This window comes from Lactiplantibacillus songbeiensis (genome assembly GCF_005405125.1).
Taxonomy (GTDB): domain Bacteria; phylum Bacillota; class Bacilli; order Lactobacillales; family Lactobacillaceae; genus Lactiplantibacillus; species Lactiplantibacillus songbeiensis.
Map to the genome: position 1 here is coordinate 30,388 of NZ_BJDL01000025.1, position 18,216 is coordinate 48,603.

Consider the following 18,216-nt stretch of genomic DNA (forward strand, 5'->3'; position numbering starts at 1 on the left):
TTTCACATTCGTTTAGTTAAAGCACACACATGTTTAGCTACTATTGACTTACTTAACGTACATGTACTTGTAGTTGTATTGCGTACCAGCTGTGTTATAGATGATACCCTTCAAGTTTGTGCGAACTAAGTGAGCTTCAGCTTGTTGATAGATTGGTGATACCCCGGTATCCTTCATTAATTGCTTTTCAGCATTAACCATATCTGTCCAACGCGCTTTTTCATTGTTGGCGTCTTTACCTTCAGCAGCCTTGACGTATTGGTCATAGGCAGCACTCTTGTAACGACCGTTGTTGTATGAGTTATCAGAGGTGAACAATGACAAGAATGAGATTGGGTCAGTAAAGTCAGCTGACCATGCTGAGATAACCGTATCGAAGTTCCCATTTTGTGACCGTTGGAGACGGGTCTTAAATGGCACGTTTTGGTTTGAAACCTTCATGTTGCCAAGTTTTTGCCATTGACCTTGAATATATTCAGTGGATTTCTTCGCACCATCAGTATCATCGGATAATAACTTGATGTTCAAGCTCTTAGCCCCGACTTCTTTCAAACCTTGCTTGTATAACTTCTTCGCTTTAGCCATGTCGTATTCAACACCACTAGCGACATACGCATCATCAGCAAAGTCCTTACCGTTGATTGGGCTCTTAGCTAAGTCACTTGAGACATAACCTTTAGCTTGAGTTGAGCCATCAGCTAAGACATCATTAACGAATTGCTTCCGGTTGATAGCCAATGACAAGGCTTCACGAATCTTTTGGTTCTTGAAGGCTTTAGCCAAGGTCTTGTTGCTATCACGTTGGTTAAATTCAATATAGAATGTTGACGCAGTCTTACGTAACGTAAAGTTCTTGTTGGTCTTGTAGTTCTTAACTTGGGTCCCAGATAAGTAAGCATCATCCAACTTGTTCGAGTTGAATAAGTTCAACCCGGTCGAAGTATCCTTCGTCACTTGGAAGTTGATGGTTTGCATCTTGACGTTCTTCTTATCCCAGTAATCCTTATTCTTTTTCAACTTCCAGCTTAAGTTCGTCCCGGTCCAGCCAGTCATTGTGTAAGGGCCGTTGTAGACCATCGCGGTACTGGTTGTCCCATATTTCGAACCGTACTTCTTAACCGCTTTTTCACTTTGTGGGAAGAAGTTAACAAAGCCCATTAACTTCTTGAAGTATGAGATTGGGTGATCCAAAGTAACGACTAATTTATAATCGCCGTCAGCTTTAATACCTAAACTTGAAACGGCCTTTTTACCGCTAGAAATTTGATCAGCATTCTTGATGCCAGAATATAAGTATGCGTATTGTGACGCGGTCTTAGGATTAACGGTCCGTTGCCAGCCATAAACGAAATCTTTGGCGGTTACTTTATCTCCGTTACTCCATTTTGCGTTCTTGCGTAAAGTGAACGTATATGTCTTCCCACCGTTGGTAACCTTAGTAGCGGTTGCCATTCCGGGTGTAATCTTACTGTCTTTACCTAAGCGATATAATCCTTCGTTCGTGTTGTTCAACATGTTTGAACTAGTGACATCGGTTGACTTAGATAAGTCCATTGATGGTAATTCTGATTTTTCGGCAATTGTCGCAACTTGCTTAACGTTCTTTGATGATGAACTGTTATTGGAACCACAAGCAGCTAAGAACAATAAGGATGCGCCGGCAACGACGGTAACTTTTGCAGCTGTTTTTAAATTCATAAAAAACCCAACCCCTCTTACTTTTTTAATGTGTGTGTGCTTTTCCCTCGAAAAGTTAAAGTAATTGTATATTATAAATAAATTAAAATCAATCCTAAATTCTAATTATTTTCATGAATTAGCCATAATTATGCTAGTTAATTCACTTTTTTATGGGATTATTGTTTATTTAGTCATCAATAAATAGTTGGTATAACAGTCTTTCCATCGATACTCAAGGTAAAATCATCGTATTAATCATAAATCGTTATTTTTCTTAATAAATAATTCTTTTCGGGGTGTTTTTGACTTAAATTGCCCTAAATTCGATTGGTTAAAACAGCTAAAAACGTCAAAATAAAAGAAGTCACTGACTTTTTATCAGTGACTTCTTATTAATTAAGTTAACAGTTTATAGTTAGACACACTTGGTGCTAGTTGAAATTGCCATTTGACGGTTGATTCCTAAAATGTCGGAACGCCATCGACACGGCTGAACATTTTAGGAACTTACCTCTCGGCTAAATAACTAAGCTGAAAATAATCAATCGTTAATTTTTTAATAGCCGTTATTTAACGTCGGGCGGACCAGAATTGGCTCAGTGGTGTCGGTTATCTTAGTCGGTGCGTTTCCGACCTAGATAACCCCCGGCTTTCGAGACCGCACTGTGGCTCGAAAACGCGGCCACCACGTTCCAGCCGATTCTGGTCCAACCAAAGTGGCAACTTATATCCAAATCGTAGTTAGCTGGATTGTCTCTTAAGTTTAATGTTCAAAATAACCGATAATCGATGCAATCACCAAAATAATCAACACCACGGTCGTAATCCAGACATACAGCCGGTCTTTTTCAACTGCAAACGCGTAGATAGAGACGACAACCCGTAACGTCGGCGTCAGAATCAATAGAAAAAGACCTAACATAATCACGGCATAGGGCTTGAACGCCACAACACCTTTCGCAATTGCCACAAAGCCTTCCGGTTGGACGCCGTTCGGATAGCCGCCATTACCTTGAATAACCATGAGTAGGATACCGAGCACAATCACGACAGCGGAAACGATGACCCCAATCCGTAAGATTTGGCCGATCATCAATTCAACTTGATGCATTTCTTTAGCTTTACTATTCTTTTGAATCATTAGATGGTCACCCCGAAGCCTTTCATAATCATTTGAATCCCGAGATACAACATGACGGGAACAAAGATCATCCGAATCAACCGCGGCTTCAAGTGTTGCATAATCCGCGTCCCGATTAAGGCCCCTAGTAAAATGCCAATGGCTAATGGCGCGGCAATCCCCGCTTTGATCGACCCATTAAAGAAGTAGACCATTGCACTAGCGGCCGCCGTGACCCCCATCATCAAATTCGAAGTCGCTGATGACGGCTTGAGTGGCATATGCATAATCGTATCCATCGCCAGCACTTTAAAAGCCCCACTCCCGATACCTAGCAAGCCACTCGCCAACCCAGCACCGAACATCATCGTAAAACCACCTGGAACATTTTGCACTTGATAATCAACTTGTTTTTTCAATGCTTTATCATAATAAGTTCCATTTAAGTTTAACTTAGTCGCCAATCGATCCGCTGTCACATCTTGAGCATCTTCATTTTTCATCATTAACTTACGAATCATATTGTAAGTCGTAAAGACGAGTAAGGCCCCAAATAAGAAGTAGAGAAACGTTGGATGGACTAAGCCAGTTAAGACGGCCCCAATGACCGCACCGACCGTAGTTGCAATTTCTAGGAACATCGCTACTCGCAAATTCAGCATCTCATCTTTTAGATAGGCAATCGTGGACCCCGAACTGGTCGCAATGACCGCAATAATACTGGCCCCAATCGCGTACTTGATATCCAACCCTAACCCTAATGTTAAGACGGGCGTAATAATCATGCCACCGCCGATACCGAGGATTGCCCCGAAAACACCCGCTAACATGCCTACGCCCAGCATTAACAATAACGAATAAATCACGTTAGTCACCTTCACCCTTTTAAAATTCACTTGTTAGTGTACCATTTAATTACCCGGTTACCTAATAGATACCCATCTAGCCTGTCTAAGCTACGGCCACAATGGATTAAGCTCACTTTATATAAAATTAATTATTATCTGCTATTTTAAATGTAACCGTAATCAACACTGATAAATCAGCATTCTTTTATTTTATGCCATTAAAAAATTAGATGTCAGACTTAGCAAATTAGTCTAGTGCCTGTGCTTGACTGAATTGTTGCATAAAACCAGCCACTAGCGGTGTCGCCATCGATTCAGTCGTGGTCGTTAAAACCAGCTGCGTTTCAAACCGGCGATCAGCGAGTGAGCGAATCAAAACTTGATCCGTAGCATAAGTCTCAGCCAACGACCGCGGCACTAACGCCACCCCGAGCTGATGGTTGGCCCAATGCATCGCCGTGCGCGCATCGTCACAAGTCATTACATAGTTCGGCTCAAACGCCTGCTCCAAAAAGGCCACGTGAAACAACTCATTAAACCGACGATACTTAATCAAGGGTAGGTCCGCCAAGTCCGCCAAACGTAATTGACGCCGCTGTGTAAACTGGCCATAGCGCCGTGGCAAGACAGCCACCATCCGTTCAGTTGGAAAGTAACGGCAAACCAAATGCTGCTGATTAAAGGGGGTCCGCAGAATCGCCACATCGAGCAACCGTTTATGCAAATCATCTAACAATTCATACGTATTCCCTTCTGTCACGGCTAATTGCACATCGTGATGCTGTTTTAGCCACTGCATTAACGCCTGATTCGGCATGACACCGGCTGACGAGGAGATTAGTCCCAGATTCAAAGTCCCCGTAATCCCATGGGCCAACGCGCGAACTTTATTTTCCGCCGTCGCTGACAGTTGCGTGAGTTGCTGGGCATAGCCAACTAACAATTCACCTGCTGGCGTGACGGTCACGCCTTGTGGTAACCGTTTGAACAAGCTGACCCCTAATTCCGTTTCTAATTGTTTAATTTGATAACTCAATGGCGGTTGTGCCACGTGCAGTCGTTTGGCCGCCGCCGTCATTTGACCTTCTTCAGCAACTGCCAAGAAGTATCGTAATTGTTTTAAATTCATCTTCCCACCTCATTCCTTTCCAGTATACACGACTAACTTCGACCCTAAACTTAAGATTTTAGCAATTAACTAAACGTGCCGGAATCGTTAACAATGCGTTATACTAGAGATATTGAAGATTTTAATGGAAGGAGTGGTCTGGATGCAGTTCTTCGACCGGCTCAAAACAATGTTACACGCCCTCGATAGTACTGAATCGCGCCCCACACAAACGGTGACACCTGTCGACCCCATCAGTGCGGATCAGTTGACGGTCCCGTTAGACACCGCCCCCGCGGTCAATCAAACCCCAGCTTTAATTCTCGTCCATCATGTGACCACCGATGGCCAGGAACTTCAAACACCGGAAATGATTGCTGGAACAGTCGGTGACGAGATTCATTTGCCGAACGTCAACTTACCTGGCTATCATTTAGTTGATATCAACGGGCTGACACGCTGGTTTACCAGTGAACGTGCGCGGATCGTCTTAACTTATGAACGGGAATACGGCCAACCAATTTGGGTCTACGCTTATGATATTGATCAACGCCAACTCATTGGTTTACCAACCATGCAACGTGGCCGGCTGGGTGATCCGTATCAAGTCACAGCCCCAACCGTCGCCGGTTTCAAGCTGTTACGCTCTGTCGGCGATTTAAACGGTGAATATACAACGACCTCCAAAACGGTACTCTTTTTCTACCGCAATGCTAACTGGCGACAAACTGATCTCAGTACCGGCTTTATCCAAATCAAGATGGCAACGCAAGTCTATCCGTACCCCGGGGCCACAACCACGAATTATTGGTTAAAGCTACCAGTTGGTGCGATTTATAAGACTTACATGCGCGTTCAGCTCACTGACGGCACCACTTGGTATACACTTGGCGAAGATCAATGGATTGCCGAGGCTAACGTTCAGTTGACCAATAGCAATCAGCTCTTACCAGCGACTCCCGCCGCCTATCGAACCCGTCATAAAAAGCAGGTTCACCAGACCGGGGTGATCAGTTTCGTCCCCGGTAAACAGGTCCATACGTACTTGGAACCCTATGGCCGTTATCTAACGACGGTCACGCATGGTGAAAAAGTCGTCTTAACCGAACGACTCCTGGATGATAACCGGGTCGTCTGGTATCGAATTCAAGGCCGTGGCTACTTACCCGGACGCTATTTGACACAATTAGATCCACCAGATTTTGTCTATTAACTAAAAATGTCCTCAGACCAGATGCTTGGCTTGAGGACATTTTTAGTTAACTATCTTGTTTGGTTGCCGCGATATCGACTTCACGAATATTAACTTCTTGAGGCATTTCGTACATGAATTTGACGGTTTCGGCAACATGCTGCGGATCAAGGGTAATCCCGCCCATCGTTTGCTTCCACGCTTCATATTCCGTCAAGGCATGCTGGTCAGTCACGTGGGTCAACAATTCGGTCTCAGCAGCTCCTGGTGCCACTAACATAATCCGAACTTGCTTGGCGGCAACTTCTTGGCGAACCGTTTCGGTTAACCCATGCACCCCAAACTTGCTGGCCACATAAGCAGCATGATTTTGAAAAGCTTTAAAGCCTGCAATAGAGGACACGTTAATAATGGTCCCATGTTCGCGTGCCGTCATTTGTGGCAAGACTAGCTGCATGCCATTCAAGACCCCCATCACATTCGTATCAAGCATCGTTTGCCATTCAGCAGGCGATTGTTGCCAGACATTACCGAGCAACATTAAACCGGCATTGTTGATTAACAAATCGGTGGGTCCATAAACCGCTTCGGCCGCTTGAATCGCACTGGCTAATTCAGCTTGCTTGGTGACATCAGCCTTTTTGATCATCACATCACCCGTCAAGTTCAAGGCACTGATCTTTTCGATATGGCGTCCTAACAACAATAGTGGATAACCACTAGCATTGAACAGTTTAGCCATCGCTGCGCCAAAGCCAGAACTAGCACCCGTAATCACAATTAAAGCTTTCATTTCACACATAACTCCTTAGTTTCATTTAGATTTGGTCAACTGAAGCCTACGAGTTATTATTATAGACGGAAAATAAAACTTGCCTAGTACGCACTTTTTGGTAACTGGGTAGATGGAGAGTCGAATGTACGCAAATGAATTCGATGCCACGATGCAAATGATTCGTGGTAAATGGAAAATCTTGATTTTATATGAACTGGCTGACCGCAACGGGCGCTTTAACCAGCTCCAGCGCACGTTACACGTTTCGCATAAAATTTTAGCGGAACAGATTCAGCAATTAATGAGCGACGGCTTGGTCTTACGTCATGATTTTCATGAGCAACCGTTACACGTGGAATATGAGTTGACGGCTAACGGGCAGTCCATGATTCCAGTACTGGATACGATCTGTGATTGGGGACTAGCACATGTGGACCGTAGCGCGTTGGTGACAGTGTTGTGTGATGAGACTGAATAATAGTAAACGCCGTCATCGGAGGACTTGAATCGTCCTGCTGATGACGGCGTTTGCTTTGGCTAATGAAGTTTGTGAGCTTATTATCTTTATAGCTGAAACGTGTTCGCTCGGACTGAAGGCTCCGCTTGCTACGCCAAGTCAACTATCCGGAAAACCACCGGATAATTGACTTAGCTAGGCAATGCTCACCTTCAACCCGTCCTCACTCACACTCTAACAAAAAAGGCCCACGCAGCAAAATCACCGCGTCGACCGTCAATTATTATCTTTATATGTGTTAGTGCTTACTTTTGCATGTTTGTAACGCGGGCATAACCGGCTACGTATGGGTGCCACCATGAAACTTGGAATGATTCCTTCTTAACACCGTTGTTTTGCGCGTTGATCATTTGACCATGACCCACGTAAATCCCAACGTGCGCAATCCCAGAACCGTAGTTAAAGAAGATTAAATCACCCTTCTTTAAATGTGCAGCTGAGACATGCTTGTACTTGGCATATTGTGCGGAAGCTGTCCGTGGCAACGTCTTTTTGATTGACTTTTTGTAAACGTATTTCGTTAAGCCTGAGCAGTCAAAACTGTTAGGACCAACTGAACCGTAGCTGTAACGTTTGCCAAGTTGTTTCTTAGCTACTTTATATAACTTATCATATTTAGTTGTTTTCTTAACTGGTGTGTCGTTATCGGTGTTCGTATCCGTCGTTGTCGTGGCAGTAGTCGTAGTAACATCCGCACTATCATCGGCAAAAGCCGTATTGTTTTCAACGGTAACTCCAGCAGCTAACATTAAAGCAAATGTAAGTACCCCTAGAAATAATTGACTGACCTTTTTTGACATCAATTGACGCTCCCTTTTTTAGTCGTTTTTGTTTTATGTATTCAACAGTGACTATCTTAGCAATTCTATGTTACAAACCGCTTACGAAAACATATCAAGGCTGTTAAACCAACGTAATCCGGTGACAACATAAATTTACTAATTGTGAAAACGGTGTTATTAAGGCTTTCTTAAGGTTTTTAATAATTAATAAAACAATTATTTTTTTGTCAATATTAGTCAAAATAAGGCTTCGTTCATGTAAATCGAACGAAATATCACGGTTAAGTTACAGAATTGTTACAATAAAAGGACGTTAACTATTGGTAGTTAACGCCCTTACTTAATTTTTTGACTTATTTTTTATAGAAATGCGGTCATGATACTGCCAACTACAATCAGTCCTAACCCGATTAATGTTAATCGGAACTCACGATGTGATTTAGCTTCACCCAAGACTAACATACCGCCTAAAGTTGAGATCACCACGCTCAATTGCGTGATAACGTAGGCCGTCGCGACGCCATTTGCTTTCGCTGAAAAAATGTAGGCTAACGCTGAGACACCGAAAACGGCGCCGGCTGAAATATTTAACCAACTGGTCTGGTCTTTGAAAGCACTGGCGTGGCCACTTAATAAAACATATAATATGGCCCCAATAAATATTCCTACCATTTGCGGAAAGAAAATTGATAAGCTAGATGCTGAAACAGCTTTCGGTAAGGCACTGTAGGCCCAGTACCCGATTGTCGTCGGTACTAAGACGGTTAACCCGCTCATCAAACCAGCACGGCTCTCAGAACTATCAGTCACGGCCGTCATGGCAACCCCGATAATCATTAAGATAATGGCCGCAAACCCAACGAGCTTGGCGACCATCCCGCTCCATTCACCAAACATCAAAACCCCAATCACAGAAGTCCCGATTAATTGAAGCCCAGTCGAAATCGGCATTGTCGTACTAACACCCATCTTGGCATAGGCCGTGTATTGCCCAATTTGGCCCATGACCCAACAAGCACCAGAAACGGCACTTAACAAAAAGACATTGGTCGTGACACTCGGTTGAAACATTAACTGAACAATCAAACCGACAACTAACGCGCCCATCCCGGTTCCGAGCGTCTGATTAACTGGCTTCCCACCAATTTTTGACAATAACAACGGATTCAAGCCCCAACCTAAAGCAGGGATCAATGCAATTAAAATGTTCAAAACATGGTTCCTCCTAAAAATGGTTATCGCTCGCCACCACTGTCACCGGTTTCAAAAGCAATAGTAGTATTTTACCACGCTGACGCGAAAAGGATAACACTTTTTGACTAATGGTTAAGGCCGGTTATTGTAGTGAAAGCGGTCGTTTTGCTGTTATTTAGGTAATGGAAGCGGTTAATAGTTGATGACATTTTTCACTTATGCGCTAATAATTTTTTAATGTTTTCGATTAAAAAAGCTTACCCGGGTTCATTTGGGTAAGCTTTTTTGGGTGGGGCGTGTTGAGTTTTATTGCTGAAACGTGTTCGGCCCGACTGCGCCCTGCGCTTGCTACGCCAGTCAACCATGTCGGACAAATCACCGACATAATTGCCTAGCTAGGCAATGCTCAGGCGCAACCCGTCGGACCTCACACTCTTATAACTTCGCAGTCAACTTAACGTCAGGATACTTCTCCTGGAACCACCGTTCCGCAAACGCGTTTTCAAATAAGAATAACGGTTCGCCATTGCGGTCTTTAACGAGCAAGTTCCGTGAGCTGGACATTTTTTCATCCAATTGTTCGGGATCAATCCAACGGGCCGTCTTATTGCCCATTGGTTCCATCACGACTTCAGAATTATATTCATTTTGCATCCGGAATTTGAAGACTTCGAATTGCAATTGTCCAACGGCACCGAGAATATAGTCCCCCGTTGAATATGACGTATATAATTGAACGGCCCCTTCTTGGACCAATTGTTCGATCCCTTTGTGGAAGGACTTTTGCTTCATGACATTCTTCGCATTAACCCGCATGAATAGTTCGGGTGTAAATTGCGGTAGCTTTTCAAATTGAACGGCATGTTTACCAGCATAGATCGTATCGCCAATTTGGAAGTTCCCAGTATCATATAACCCAACAATATCACCAGCCACCGCCGTTTCAACCGTTTCCCGGGTATCAGCCATGAATTGGGTTGAATTATTCAAGCGCATCTTCTTGCCAGTCCGTTGCAAGTAAACATCCATGCCACGGTCAAATTCACCAGAACAGATCCGGACAAACGCAATCCGATCACGATGATTAGGGTTCATGTTCGCTTGAATCTTGAAGACGAAGCCAGTAAATTCATCATCAGTTGGCTTGATCAGCTCATCGTCCCGCGTTTTATGCACATTGGGCTTGGGCGCATAGTTCAAATAAGTCTTTAAGAACGTTTCAACCCCAAAGTTAGTTAAGGCTGACCCGAAGAAAACTGGCGTTAAATCGCCAGATGTAATCTTGGCTTCGTTAAAGTCGTTCCCAGCTTCTTCGATCAGTTCCATTTCATCCAAAACATCGCGATAAATACTGTCTTTGGTTAAGTCATTGCTAGGGTCAAGCTTGCCCTCATCATCTAATGGTAAGAACGTTTCACCATGTGCTTCATTGTGATACAGTTCGACGCGGTGATTATAACGGTCATATAGACCTTTTAAGCCTTTACCCATCCCAATCGGCCAGTTCATCGGATAAGTTTCGATACCTAAGACTTCTTCAACTTCATTCAATAAGTCTAAGGGTTCGCGACCATCACGATCCAACTTATTCATAAAGGTAAAGATCGGAATACCGCGCATCTTACAAATTTGGAAGAGCTTTTTAGTCTGTGGTTCGATCCCTTTGGCCGAATCAATGACCATGATGGCTGAGTCGACTGCCATCAGCGTCCGGTAAGTATCTTCAGAGAAATCCTCATGCCCCGGAGTATCCAAAATGTTAATCCGTTTGCCGTCATAGTCAAATTGCATGACGGAACTGGTAACTGAAATTCCCCGCTTCTTTTCAATTTCCATCCAGTCGGACTTGGCGAAGTTACCACTCTTACGGGCTTTAACTGTCCCAGCTTGGCGCACAACCCCACCAAATAACAACATTTGTTCCGTAATCGTGGTTTTCCCGGCATCCGGGTGAGAAATAATCGCGAAGGTTCGGCGTTTGTCGACCGCCGCTTTAAGTTCTGTTGTATTCATTTAAAATTCCTTTCAGTGTCTCTTGATTAACACGAACGTCATCGTTCGCTGCCGGACAACGTGCCCGGTTTCTAAAAAAACGTAGCCTTACACATTCTACTGATTTTCGGTGAAAAAAGCTAGTGCTGGCCGTTACTGAACTCAAAAAGTCGCCAACTTGGGCATGCGACCGCTTGCTTGGATATTATTAATATACTCCATAATGTTATTATCAAACTTTTTCAATGACAGCCATTTCTCAACAATAAAGCTAATATCGGTCGTTGTTAACTCCAAAAACATACTAGATATTAGTAATGAGCATATTCGTTGAATACAAAGATACTTATCGTTATTATAATAACATGCTCAACAAAAGCTTCATCGGCCGATAAGCTTGTTGCCTGTCCCCCTACACCCAACCGTAAAGGAGAACACCCAATATGCCAAAATGGACTGCGAAACTTGAAGTAATTAACAATACCCCTAAAAACTTACGCGTAACTGATGATTTCGTACACAGAACTAGCACTATTGTCAGCTTTCCGAAACAGATCTCACCAGGTGAAACTGGCATTTACGAAGTCTATACAGCTAGTGGAAAGCCAGCAGGGCCAGAGTTTTCAGTTAAATTAGAGTCAGATCCGTATCCATCAGAGGGTAGCTTGAAATATCATGTCAACATGCCCTATCCAGAACATCGCGATCGTCATAACTCATACGACACTTCTGGTCTCTTAGACGTATTTGGCTTTAAGCATATCCCAGCAAGAGTTCATGATTGGCATGAAAAATTAACAGTGAGCCTTAAGCCTGCAAAGGAAACAAAAGACGATTCCAATAGAAATGCCGACTATCAGTCAGTGTAACAAATTAAATTAATTGACCATCTCTTTTTGACTATATGTCATATCCATACTCAGAACAATCTCCTACAATATCGACCAAACTATACTCGTCTACCGGCATGATATCATCTCGTTAGTTGCTGCAGGGGACTTCTATTTCAATACTTTTTCTAAAACCTACGATTTGTTAGATGATAAATTGGTTAACGCTTAACAGCACACCAAAAAAAGCTGGTCTCGTCATTGACGGACCAGCTTTTTGGTTTATAAAATCTTGTATCTCTTTAATCCATTAACTACAACAACCTAACCCTGATTCTCAATCTGATGAACCACATAATTAACAACCTTCAACGAAGATAACCCATCGTTAATCGCACAGAAGCGTTCATAGAATTTCGTAAACTTCGGATCATTGCGCATATCAGGCGTTTGTAAGTACTCGCCAATATACTGCAATAAATCATCCTCATTTTGCGCAATCTTGCCTGGCAAGTCCTGTTCATAATCAAGATAGAATCCGCGAAGTTCATCCTTATACAGATGATAATCATATGGGTAGAACAAGATTGGCCGTTGCAAGTAGGCATAATCAAAGAACACACTTGAGTAATCGGTAATCAACATGTCTGAAACTAAATACAAGTCCGAAATATTCGGGTAACTCGAGAAGTCATAGACAAAATCGGTATAGTTGGAAATATCCAAGGCATTTGAGATCAAGTAATGCATCCGCAAAATCAACACGGTGTCCTTACCATACTTATCGCGGAAATCAGCCAAGCTAAATGGTAATTCAAAGGTATACTTCCCTTTTTCAGCGAATTGGTTGTCCCGATAAGTTGGCGCATACATGACCACTTTTTTATCCAATGGAATGCCCATCGCTTGCTTCAAACGGGTCACATCATCAGCGTTCGAGTTAATCAATTCATCATTCCGTGGATAACCCACTTTCAAGATTTGGTTATTGAACCCAAAAGCTGACCGGAAAATCTGCGTTGAGTAATCGTTTGGTGACACCAGTGCGTCCCAGCGATTGGCTTCTTTAACAAAGTTGCGATGATAAGCTTGCGTGTTGGTCCCAGGCATCGTGACGTTTTGGATATCCAAGCCAAGCTTCTTCAACGGCGTCCCATGCCACGTTTGAATATAAGTGACATACTTCGGCTTCTTAACCCAAGCTGGGAAACGGGCGTTACTAATCCAATATTGAGACTTTTCTAAGACGCGCACCCACTTAGCAGTCCGCCGTTTAACATAGGGAATGCCATGTTCCTTACAATAAGGAATCGCTTCTTTATCGACAGACCAGACGTAATTAAAGCCAGGGTACAACTTACTGAATAGTTGATAAATCGCTAATGGACTATCACTGACTTGACGACCGCCGAAGCTTTCAAAAACAATCGTAGTCTGTTCGTAAGGCCGATGACCGGCTTTAAATAAACGCCGCATGTATTGCAAGTTCAGTTTTAAGTTTAATTGATGCAACAAATCCCGGGCGGTAGCTGCCTTGGCGCCGACCAAGCCTAGTTTTTGCGTTAACGTTAAACTTGGAATCTCAGTAATCACAATCCCATTGTTATACGTCTTATTGATTTGAACCAAGCGCCCGGCCGCATTCGGTTGCAGGACATTTTGCCCTTCCAATGAACGCGCTAAAATAACACGCTGACGGACCGTTTTACCCGCATATTGATATTGGATAAACAATTCGTAATGACCATCTTGACGAATCTCATCAAGGGGCACTTGCACTTCAAACAAGCCCCGTAATGTGGTTGGCGTTGCTGTATAACTTAATGTATCTCCAGTATCACGGTCTTCCAAATAGATGGTTTGTTCGGTCAACTGTTTCCCATTAATCGTGGAGTAACCAGTCAGTTCAATGCCAGTCTCCGTCAAGTTAATACTATTGATGGCGAATTCATCGGCCCCTGCTTGGGCATGAATATCGAATACCGCCCGCTGCTGGTCATCTGAATTAAACACAAAATAACTACTTAAGCTAAGTTGGTGCCGGTCGGAAACGTATTCGCTTTCAACCTGCAATAAGTACCGGTCATTTTCGACATTGAATGAAAAGTACATTTGCCAAGCAAACTCAGTTAAGTCAAATTGGTCAAAAATAAAATCATTCGGATCGATATCGACTTTAATAATATTATTATGAATATTGCGATGAATCGGGACATTCATCGAAGCTAATGAGTTTTGTTCTAAAAAGATCAATGCTAGATTTTCAACGGCAAAGGGAACGTCGATTAATTCTAGCTCTAAGATTTGATGGGACTTTTTTTGATGAATCCCGGATAAAATGGCTCGCATGCTTTCGACTCCTTTGATTAGTAGTTAAAAATCAATTGATGCGGCATCGTAGCCGTCATCTCAACGTTATGGTCAATATTAATAAACAAGTTTACGGCATCTAAGGCTAATTTCTGTAAGATATGATGATAGAAGGCATAAATATCTTGATACTTATGGAAATCCACATAGTTCATCACTTGATAATAGTCTTCTTGTTCCGTGACGACACTCATTGCATTCTTAGCAGCCGCATGTTGCCGTTCCGTGGTTGGCGCTTGCGGTTGGGCTTCACGAATATCGGTCAATTGTAAGCTTGACGCACTATTCAAGTTATACAACCGCCGAACCGGCTTGGTATGCCGAATAAAACGGTAGACTAATTGCCCGTTTTGATTCAGCAAAGCTGATGATTGCACCGTGTTATCACGATAATTGGCAATCACTACTGGCTTAGCGTTTTCATAGTAAACCACTTGGTCAACCTGATCATCTTGATAGAATGTCACATCAGTTAACGTGCCAGTCGGGGTCGTCCGGACTTCTTTCAAGAGCGCATCCCCAGCCAAATAACGCGTTAAATGCAAGCCACTTGGTTCATCAAATTCCCGTTTGGTCAAGCTGGCTTCATCAACAGTCTTAATCGCTGTTGGGGCTAAGTCAATGCCGTTATCATCCGCAAAGATTTCCGCTAAGGTGGTGATTGAGACGTGCTCATTTTGGCCCACTAATTTTGTGATCATCCATTTTGCGGTGGCTACTTCAGCGTAATCCAAATTGCCTAAAATCACCCCAACTTGAGTGTCATTAGCCATTAATTGAGTCAATTGTGCCCCAAAGCTTTCCTTTTTAATATCTGATAAGGCCGTAACCAAAAAAACGGCATTTTTCATTTTGCTGCCTCCATCATGTTGTTGTAAAACTACGTCACACAAAAAGCCGGTTCAAAACCTGCGCTTTGAATCCGGCTTACATCCTGGCCCACCAAGTAACTTGCTACCGGCCAGCGACTTGGTGGCCTTGTCATTCATTAGTCTGCTTTTGTTTGCATTCCTAAATCTTTTTTAATCTTAGTTGTTGAGATACCTTCCGTCCGTGGCAAGTAGACAACTTCACAGTAGTCCTTCAAAAAATCGAACTTACCCTTCCAGTCATCACCCATCACAAAGACGTCAATGTCATTATCAACGACATCACTAATTTTTTGATCCCAATTGCGTTCAGGAATCACTTCATCCACATATTTAATCGCTTCAAGAATATACTTACGGTCTTCAAAGGACGTGTAAGCTTTTTTGCCTTTTTCAGCATTGAATTCGTCTGAGGAAACGCACACTGTTAAATGATCACCCAAGGCCTTGGCCCGTTTCAATAACCGAATGTGGCCTTTGTGTAGTAAATCAAACGTTCCGTACGTAATTACTTTTCTCAAGATACTAGTCTCCTATTCAAGTAGTTCATAACTCAATACCGTCAATCTTACCATATAATGCAAGCGCGTCAATGTTAGAAAAACATAAAATTTATTTTTTCTTAGTCATTGTCTCGCTGGGCTTAGTCGGTTTTGCCGGTTGCGGTTGATAGACTGTCGTCTGTGATCGCAAATCCGCTTCATTGTGTAAGGTCGCAATATTATACAAGTAAACGACCACTGTCCGCACCACCGCGTAAAACGGAATGGCTAAGATCATACCCAGAATTCCGGCAATGTTCCCTGCCGCCAGCAACAAGATGATGATGGTCAACGGATGAATCTTCAACGTCCGCCCAATAATGTTTGGATAGATCAAGTTGCCATCAACTTGTTGCACAATAATCACGACGATGATGACATAAATCACTTGTGCAGGTGACCGGGTAAACGCCACGATTAACGATGGCGCAATCCCAATATAGGGACCGACGTACGGGATAATGTTCGTAAAGCCAGCAATCACCCCAAGCAGAAGTCCATAAGGTTGCGAGATCAACATGTAACCAATCACGGTAAAGGTCCCGACAAACAAACATTCAATCACCTGCCCACTAATGTAGCTTGAAATCGTATCACCCATTTTTTGCAATAACTGGATGATTTCTGGCCGCTGCTTACGTGGCAAAAAACGACTGATAGCCGGTACAAACTTGCCACCATCTTTTAACATGTAAAACAAGATAACTGGAATCGTAATCGCCATAATCGTCACACTAGTAATCGTCGAAATCACTGAAACGATACTGGTCGACAGCGATGAGAGAAAGTTTTGCGCATACTTACTAATCTCACCATTGAACTGATTGACATAAGAATTGATATCAACTTTTTTTAAGACACTACTATTATTAATCGTCTTCGTTGCCGCTTTTTGCAACTGAGTAGCCAGGTCTGGCAAGTTATAAATCAATTGGGTCACCTGGGTCACTAAGCGCGGAATCAACGATACAAGGCCCCAAGCAATAATTCCTGCTAAAAGTAAAAAGACGATACTGACAGCACCCGTCCGTGAAATTCGAAATTTTTTATAATGCACTTTGGTTAAAACTTTGACTAACGGATTCAACATATAAAATAAGAAGCCGGAAATCACGATTGGCATAAAGACTACGTTTAAGAAGGTCCCAATCGGTTGAAATAAGAAGCCAAGTTTAGTGCATACCCAGATCAAGGTCGCAACAATCAGAATTTCAAGCGACCAGAATAATAACGATGACTCTTTTAAGCGTTTTAGCACCGCGGTGCCCCCTCGTCTGTCATAATGATATTTTAATTATAACCTATTTGATGGTCCACGGAAACTGTTGCCACATGCCGTTTTCCTAGAATAAATGAATTAACTATTTAAAAATGATGAGAAAAATGGTAATTTAGTTAGGAAGACAAATTTTGAAGGAGTGTTTAAGCTATGTCACGAAAAATTGCAGTTATTGGGATGGGCCACGTTGGTTCAACAGCCGCTCATTATATCGTTGCCAACGGTTTCGCTGATGACTTGGTCTTAATCGACCCAAATGAAGGCAAAGTTAACGCTGACGCCTTAGACTTTAAAGATGCCATGCCTAACTTACCTTTCCACACCAATATCACCGTTAACGACTACCGTGCGTTAAAAGATGCCGATGTCATCATCTCCGCTTTAGGGAATATCAAGTTACAAGACAACCCGAATGATGACCGCTTTGCCGAATTGCCATTTACTAGCAAAAATGTCAAAGACGTCGCTGCTAAGATCAAAGCCAGTGGGTTCAACGGGATTATCGTTGCTATCACCAATCCAGTGGACGTGATTACATCAATCTACCAAGAAGTGACCGGGTTACCAAAGAAACACGTCATTGGGACTGGGACACTGTTAGATTCAGCCCGGATGAAGCGCGCGGTTGCTGACGAACTGCATATCGACTCTCGTTCCGTCGACGGTTACAACTTAGGTGAACATGGAAACTCCCAATTCACTGCTTGGTCAACCGTCCGTGTCTTGGGCCAACCGATTAGTAAAATTGCTGCTGAACGTGGCCTCGACTTGGATCAATTGGATAAAACTGCCAAGCGTGGCGGCTTTACCGTTTTCCATGGCAAAAAATATACCAGCTACGGCGTTGCCACGGCGGCGGTTCGGTTAGCTAACACCGTTTTAAACGATGCGTTAACTGAATTACCCGTTTCTAACTACCGTGCCGAATATGGCGTCTACCTCTCCTACCCAGCCATCGTCGGTCGCGATGGGATTATTGAACAATGCCAATTAGATTTAACTGAAGACGAATTAAAGAAACTACAAATCTCTGCTGATTATATCAAGACGAAGTTTGCTGAAAGTCAAGAAGCTTAATTGGTTACTAAAATAGCGTTGCCCGGACAATTTTTTATATT

The 18,216-nt window shown here is 43.0% G+C and carries 16 protein-coding genes; 4 read left to right on the plus strand and 12 right to left on the minus strand.

The window, feature by feature from the left end:
* Positions 1-48 precede the first annotated feature (48 nt).
* The 4 genes from FFM77_RS10310 to FFM77_RS10325 form a co-directional block, all read right to left on the minus strand.
* Positions 49-1,698, minus strand: a complete 1,650-nt coding sequence (locus FFM77_RS10310) for a peptide ABC transporter substrate-binding protein (protein ID WP_137635679.1) — start codon at positions 1,696-1,698, stop codon at positions 49-51.
* Between the two features lie 745 nt (positions 1,699-2,443).
* Positions 2,444-2,821, minus strand: a complete 378-nt coding sequence (locus FFM77_RS10315; RefSeq protein ID WP_137635680.1) for a DUF1634 domain-containing protein — start codon at positions 2,819-2,821, stop codon at positions 2,444-2,446.
* Complete coding sequence (locus FFM77_RS10320; protein WP_379893512.1) at positions 2,821-3,645, minus strand: sulfite exporter TauE/SafE family protein; 825 nt, start codon at positions 3,643-3,645, stop codon at positions 2,821-2,823. Before FFM77_RS10320 ends, FFM77_RS10315 begins: the two co-directional genes overlap by 1 nt.
* Positions 3,646-3,895: 250 nt before the next feature.
* Positions 3,896-4,777: a LysR family transcriptional regulator gene (locus FFM77_RS10325; RefSeq protein ID WP_137635682.1), complete on the minus strand. Its 882-nt coding sequence runs from the start codon at positions 4,775-4,777 to the stop codon at positions 3,896-3,898.
* Between the two features lie 142 nt (positions 4,778-4,919).
* Here FFM77_RS10325 and FFM77_RS10330 point away from each other — a divergent pair, with 142 nt between their 5' ends.
* Positions 4,920-5,969, plus strand: coding sequence for a MucBP domain-containing protein (locus FFM77_RS10330; protein WP_137635683.1), 1,050 nt, complete (start codon positions 4,920-4,922; stop codon positions 5,967-5,969).
* Positions 5,970-6,015: 46 nt separating this feature from the next.
* Here FFM77_RS10330 and FFM77_RS10335 read toward each other — a convergent pair whose 3' ends face one another.
* The gene (locus FFM77_RS10335; protein ID WP_223876823.1) at positions 6,016-6,741 is read right to left on the minus strand and encodes an SDR family oxidoreductase; all 726 of its coding nucleotides are present in this window, start codon (positions 6,739-6,741) and stop codon (positions 6,016-6,018) included.
* Between the two features lie 124 nt (positions 6,742-6,865).
* Here FFM77_RS10335 and FFM77_RS10340 point away from each other — a divergent pair, with 124 nt between their 5' ends.
* Entirely contained in the window at positions 6,866-7,201 is a 336-nt protein-coding gene (locus FFM77_RS10340) for a winged helix-turn-helix transcriptional regulator (RefSeq protein ID WP_223876824.1), read from the plus strand.
* Positions 7,202-7,485: 284 nt separating this feature from the next.
* On the opposite strand, the gene FFM77_RS10345 is transcribed toward FFM77_RS10340, so the two are convergent.
* The 3 genes from FFM77_RS10345 to FFM77_RS10355 form a co-directional block, all read right to left on the minus strand.
* Positions 7,486-8,040 (minus strand): NlpC/P60 family protein, encoded by a 555-nt coding sequence (locus FFM77_RS10345; RefSeq protein WP_137635686.1) that lies wholly within the window; start codon positions 8,038-8,040, stop codon positions 7,486-7,488.
* A gap of 342 nt (positions 8,041-8,382) precedes the next feature.
* Positions 8,383-9,234 (minus strand): GRP family sugar transporter, encoded by an 852-nt coding sequence (locus FFM77_RS10350; protein WP_137635687.1) that lies wholly within the window; start codon positions 9,232-9,234, stop codon positions 8,383-8,385.
* Between the two features lie 417 nt (positions 9,235-9,651).
* Positions 9,652-11,229, minus strand: a complete 1,578-nt coding sequence (locus FFM77_RS10355; RefSeq protein WP_137635688.1) for a peptide chain release factor 3 — start codon at positions 11,227-11,229, stop codon at positions 9,652-9,654.
* A 422-nt stretch (positions 11,230-11,651) separates the two neighbouring features.
* On the opposite strand from FFM77_RS10355, the gene FFM77_RS10360 reads away from it, so the two are divergent.
* Positions 11,652-12,077 carry a hypothetical protein gene (locus tag FFM77_RS10360; RefSeq protein WP_137635689.1) on the plus strand — a complete coding sequence of 142 codons (426 nt, stop codon included), beginning with the start codon at positions 11,652-11,654 and terminating at the stop codon, positions 12,075-12,077.
* 285 nt (positions 12,078-12,362) lie between these two features.
* Here FFM77_RS10360 and FFM77_RS10365 read toward each other — a convergent pair whose 3' ends face one another.
* The 4 genes from FFM77_RS10365 to FFM77_RS10380 form a co-directional block, all read right to left on the minus strand.
* Positions 12,363-14,387 carry a CDP-glycerol glycerophosphotransferase family protein gene (locus FFM77_RS10365; protein ID WP_137635690.1) on the minus strand — a complete coding sequence of 675 codons (2,025 nt, stop codon included), beginning with the start codon at positions 14,385-14,387 and terminating at the stop codon, positions 12,363-12,365.
* 17 nt (positions 14,388-14,404) lie between these two features.
* A complete protein-coding gene (locus FFM77_RS10370; RefSeq protein WP_137635691.1) occupies positions 14,405-15,259 on the minus strand; it encodes a hypothetical protein in 855 nt (284 codons plus the stop codon).
* A 137-nt stretch (positions 15,260-15,396) separates the two neighbouring features.
* Positions 15,397-15,798 carry a glycerol-3-phosphate cytidylyltransferase gene (gene tagD, locus FFM77_RS10375; protein ID WP_137635692.1) on the minus strand — a complete coding sequence of 134 codons (402 nt, stop codon included), beginning with the start codon at positions 15,796-15,798 and terminating at the stop codon, positions 15,397-15,399.
* A gap of 91 nt (positions 15,799-15,889) precedes the next feature.
* Complete coding sequence (locus FFM77_RS10380; RefSeq protein WP_137635693.1) at positions 15,890-17,077, minus strand: AI-2E family transporter; 1,188 nt, start codon at positions 17,075-17,077, stop codon at positions 15,890-15,892.
* 171 nt (positions 17,078-17,248) lie between these two features.
* Here FFM77_RS10380 and FFM77_RS10385 point away from each other — a divergent pair, with 171 nt between their 5' ends.
* Positions 17,249-18,175, plus strand: a complete 927-nt coding sequence (locus FFM77_RS10385; RefSeq protein WP_137635694.1) for an L-lactate dehydrogenase — start codon at positions 17,249-17,251, stop codon at positions 18,173-18,175.
* Positions 18,176-18,216 lie beyond the last annotated feature (41 nt).

Coding starts and splice junctions, on each gene's coding strand:
- FFM77_RS10330 (WP_137635683.1), top strand. CDS start 4,920: ATGCAGTTCTTCGACCGGCTCAAAACAATGTTACACGCCCTCGATAGT.
- FFM77_RS10315 (WP_137635680.1), bottom strand. CDS start 2,821: ATGATTCAAAAGAATAGTAAAGCTAAAGAAATGCATCAAGTTGAATTG.
- FFM77_RS10385 (WP_137635694.1), top strand. CDS start 17,249: ATGTCACGAAAAATTGCAGTTATTGGGATGGGCCACGTTGGTTCAACA.
- FFM77_RS10345 (WP_137635686.1), bottom strand. CDS start 8,040: ATGTCAAAAAAGGTCAGTCAATTATTTCTAGGGGTACTTACATTTGCT.
- FFM77_RS10360 (WP_137635689.1), top strand. CDS start 11,652: ATGCCAAAATGGACTGCGAAACTTGAAGTAATTAACAATACCCCTAAA.
- FFM77_RS10370 (WP_137635691.1), bottom strand. CDS start 15,259: ATGAAAAATGCCGTTTTTTTGGTTACGGCCTTATCAGATATTAAAAAG.
- FFM77_RS10335 (WP_223876823.1), bottom strand. CDS start 6,741: ATGAAAGCTTTAATTGTGATTACGGGTGCTAGTTCTGGCTTTGGCGCA.
- FFM77_RS10365 (WP_137635690.1), bottom strand. CDS start 14,387: ATGCGAGCCATTTTATCCGGGATTCATCAAAAAAAGTCCCATCAAATC.
- FFM77_RS10320 (WP_379893512.1), bottom strand. CDS start 3,645: ATGCTGGGCGTAGGCATGTTAGCGGGTGTTTTCGGGGCAATCCTCGGT.
- FFM77_RS10325 (WP_137635682.1), bottom strand. CDS start 4,777: ATGAATTTAAAACAATTACGATACTTCTTGGCAGTTGCTGAAGAAGGT.
- FFM77_RS10340 (WP_223876824.1), top strand. CDS start 6,866: ATGTACGCAAATGAATTCGATGCCACGATGCAAATGATTCGTGGTAAA.
- FFM77_RS10355 (WP_137635688.1), bottom strand. CDS start 11,229: ATGAATACAACAGAACTTAAAGCGGCGGTCGACAAACGCCGAACCTTC.
- FFM77_RS10310 (WP_137635679.1), bottom strand. CDS start 1,698: ATGAATTTAAAAACAGCTGCAAAAGTTACCGTCGTTGCCGGCGCATCC.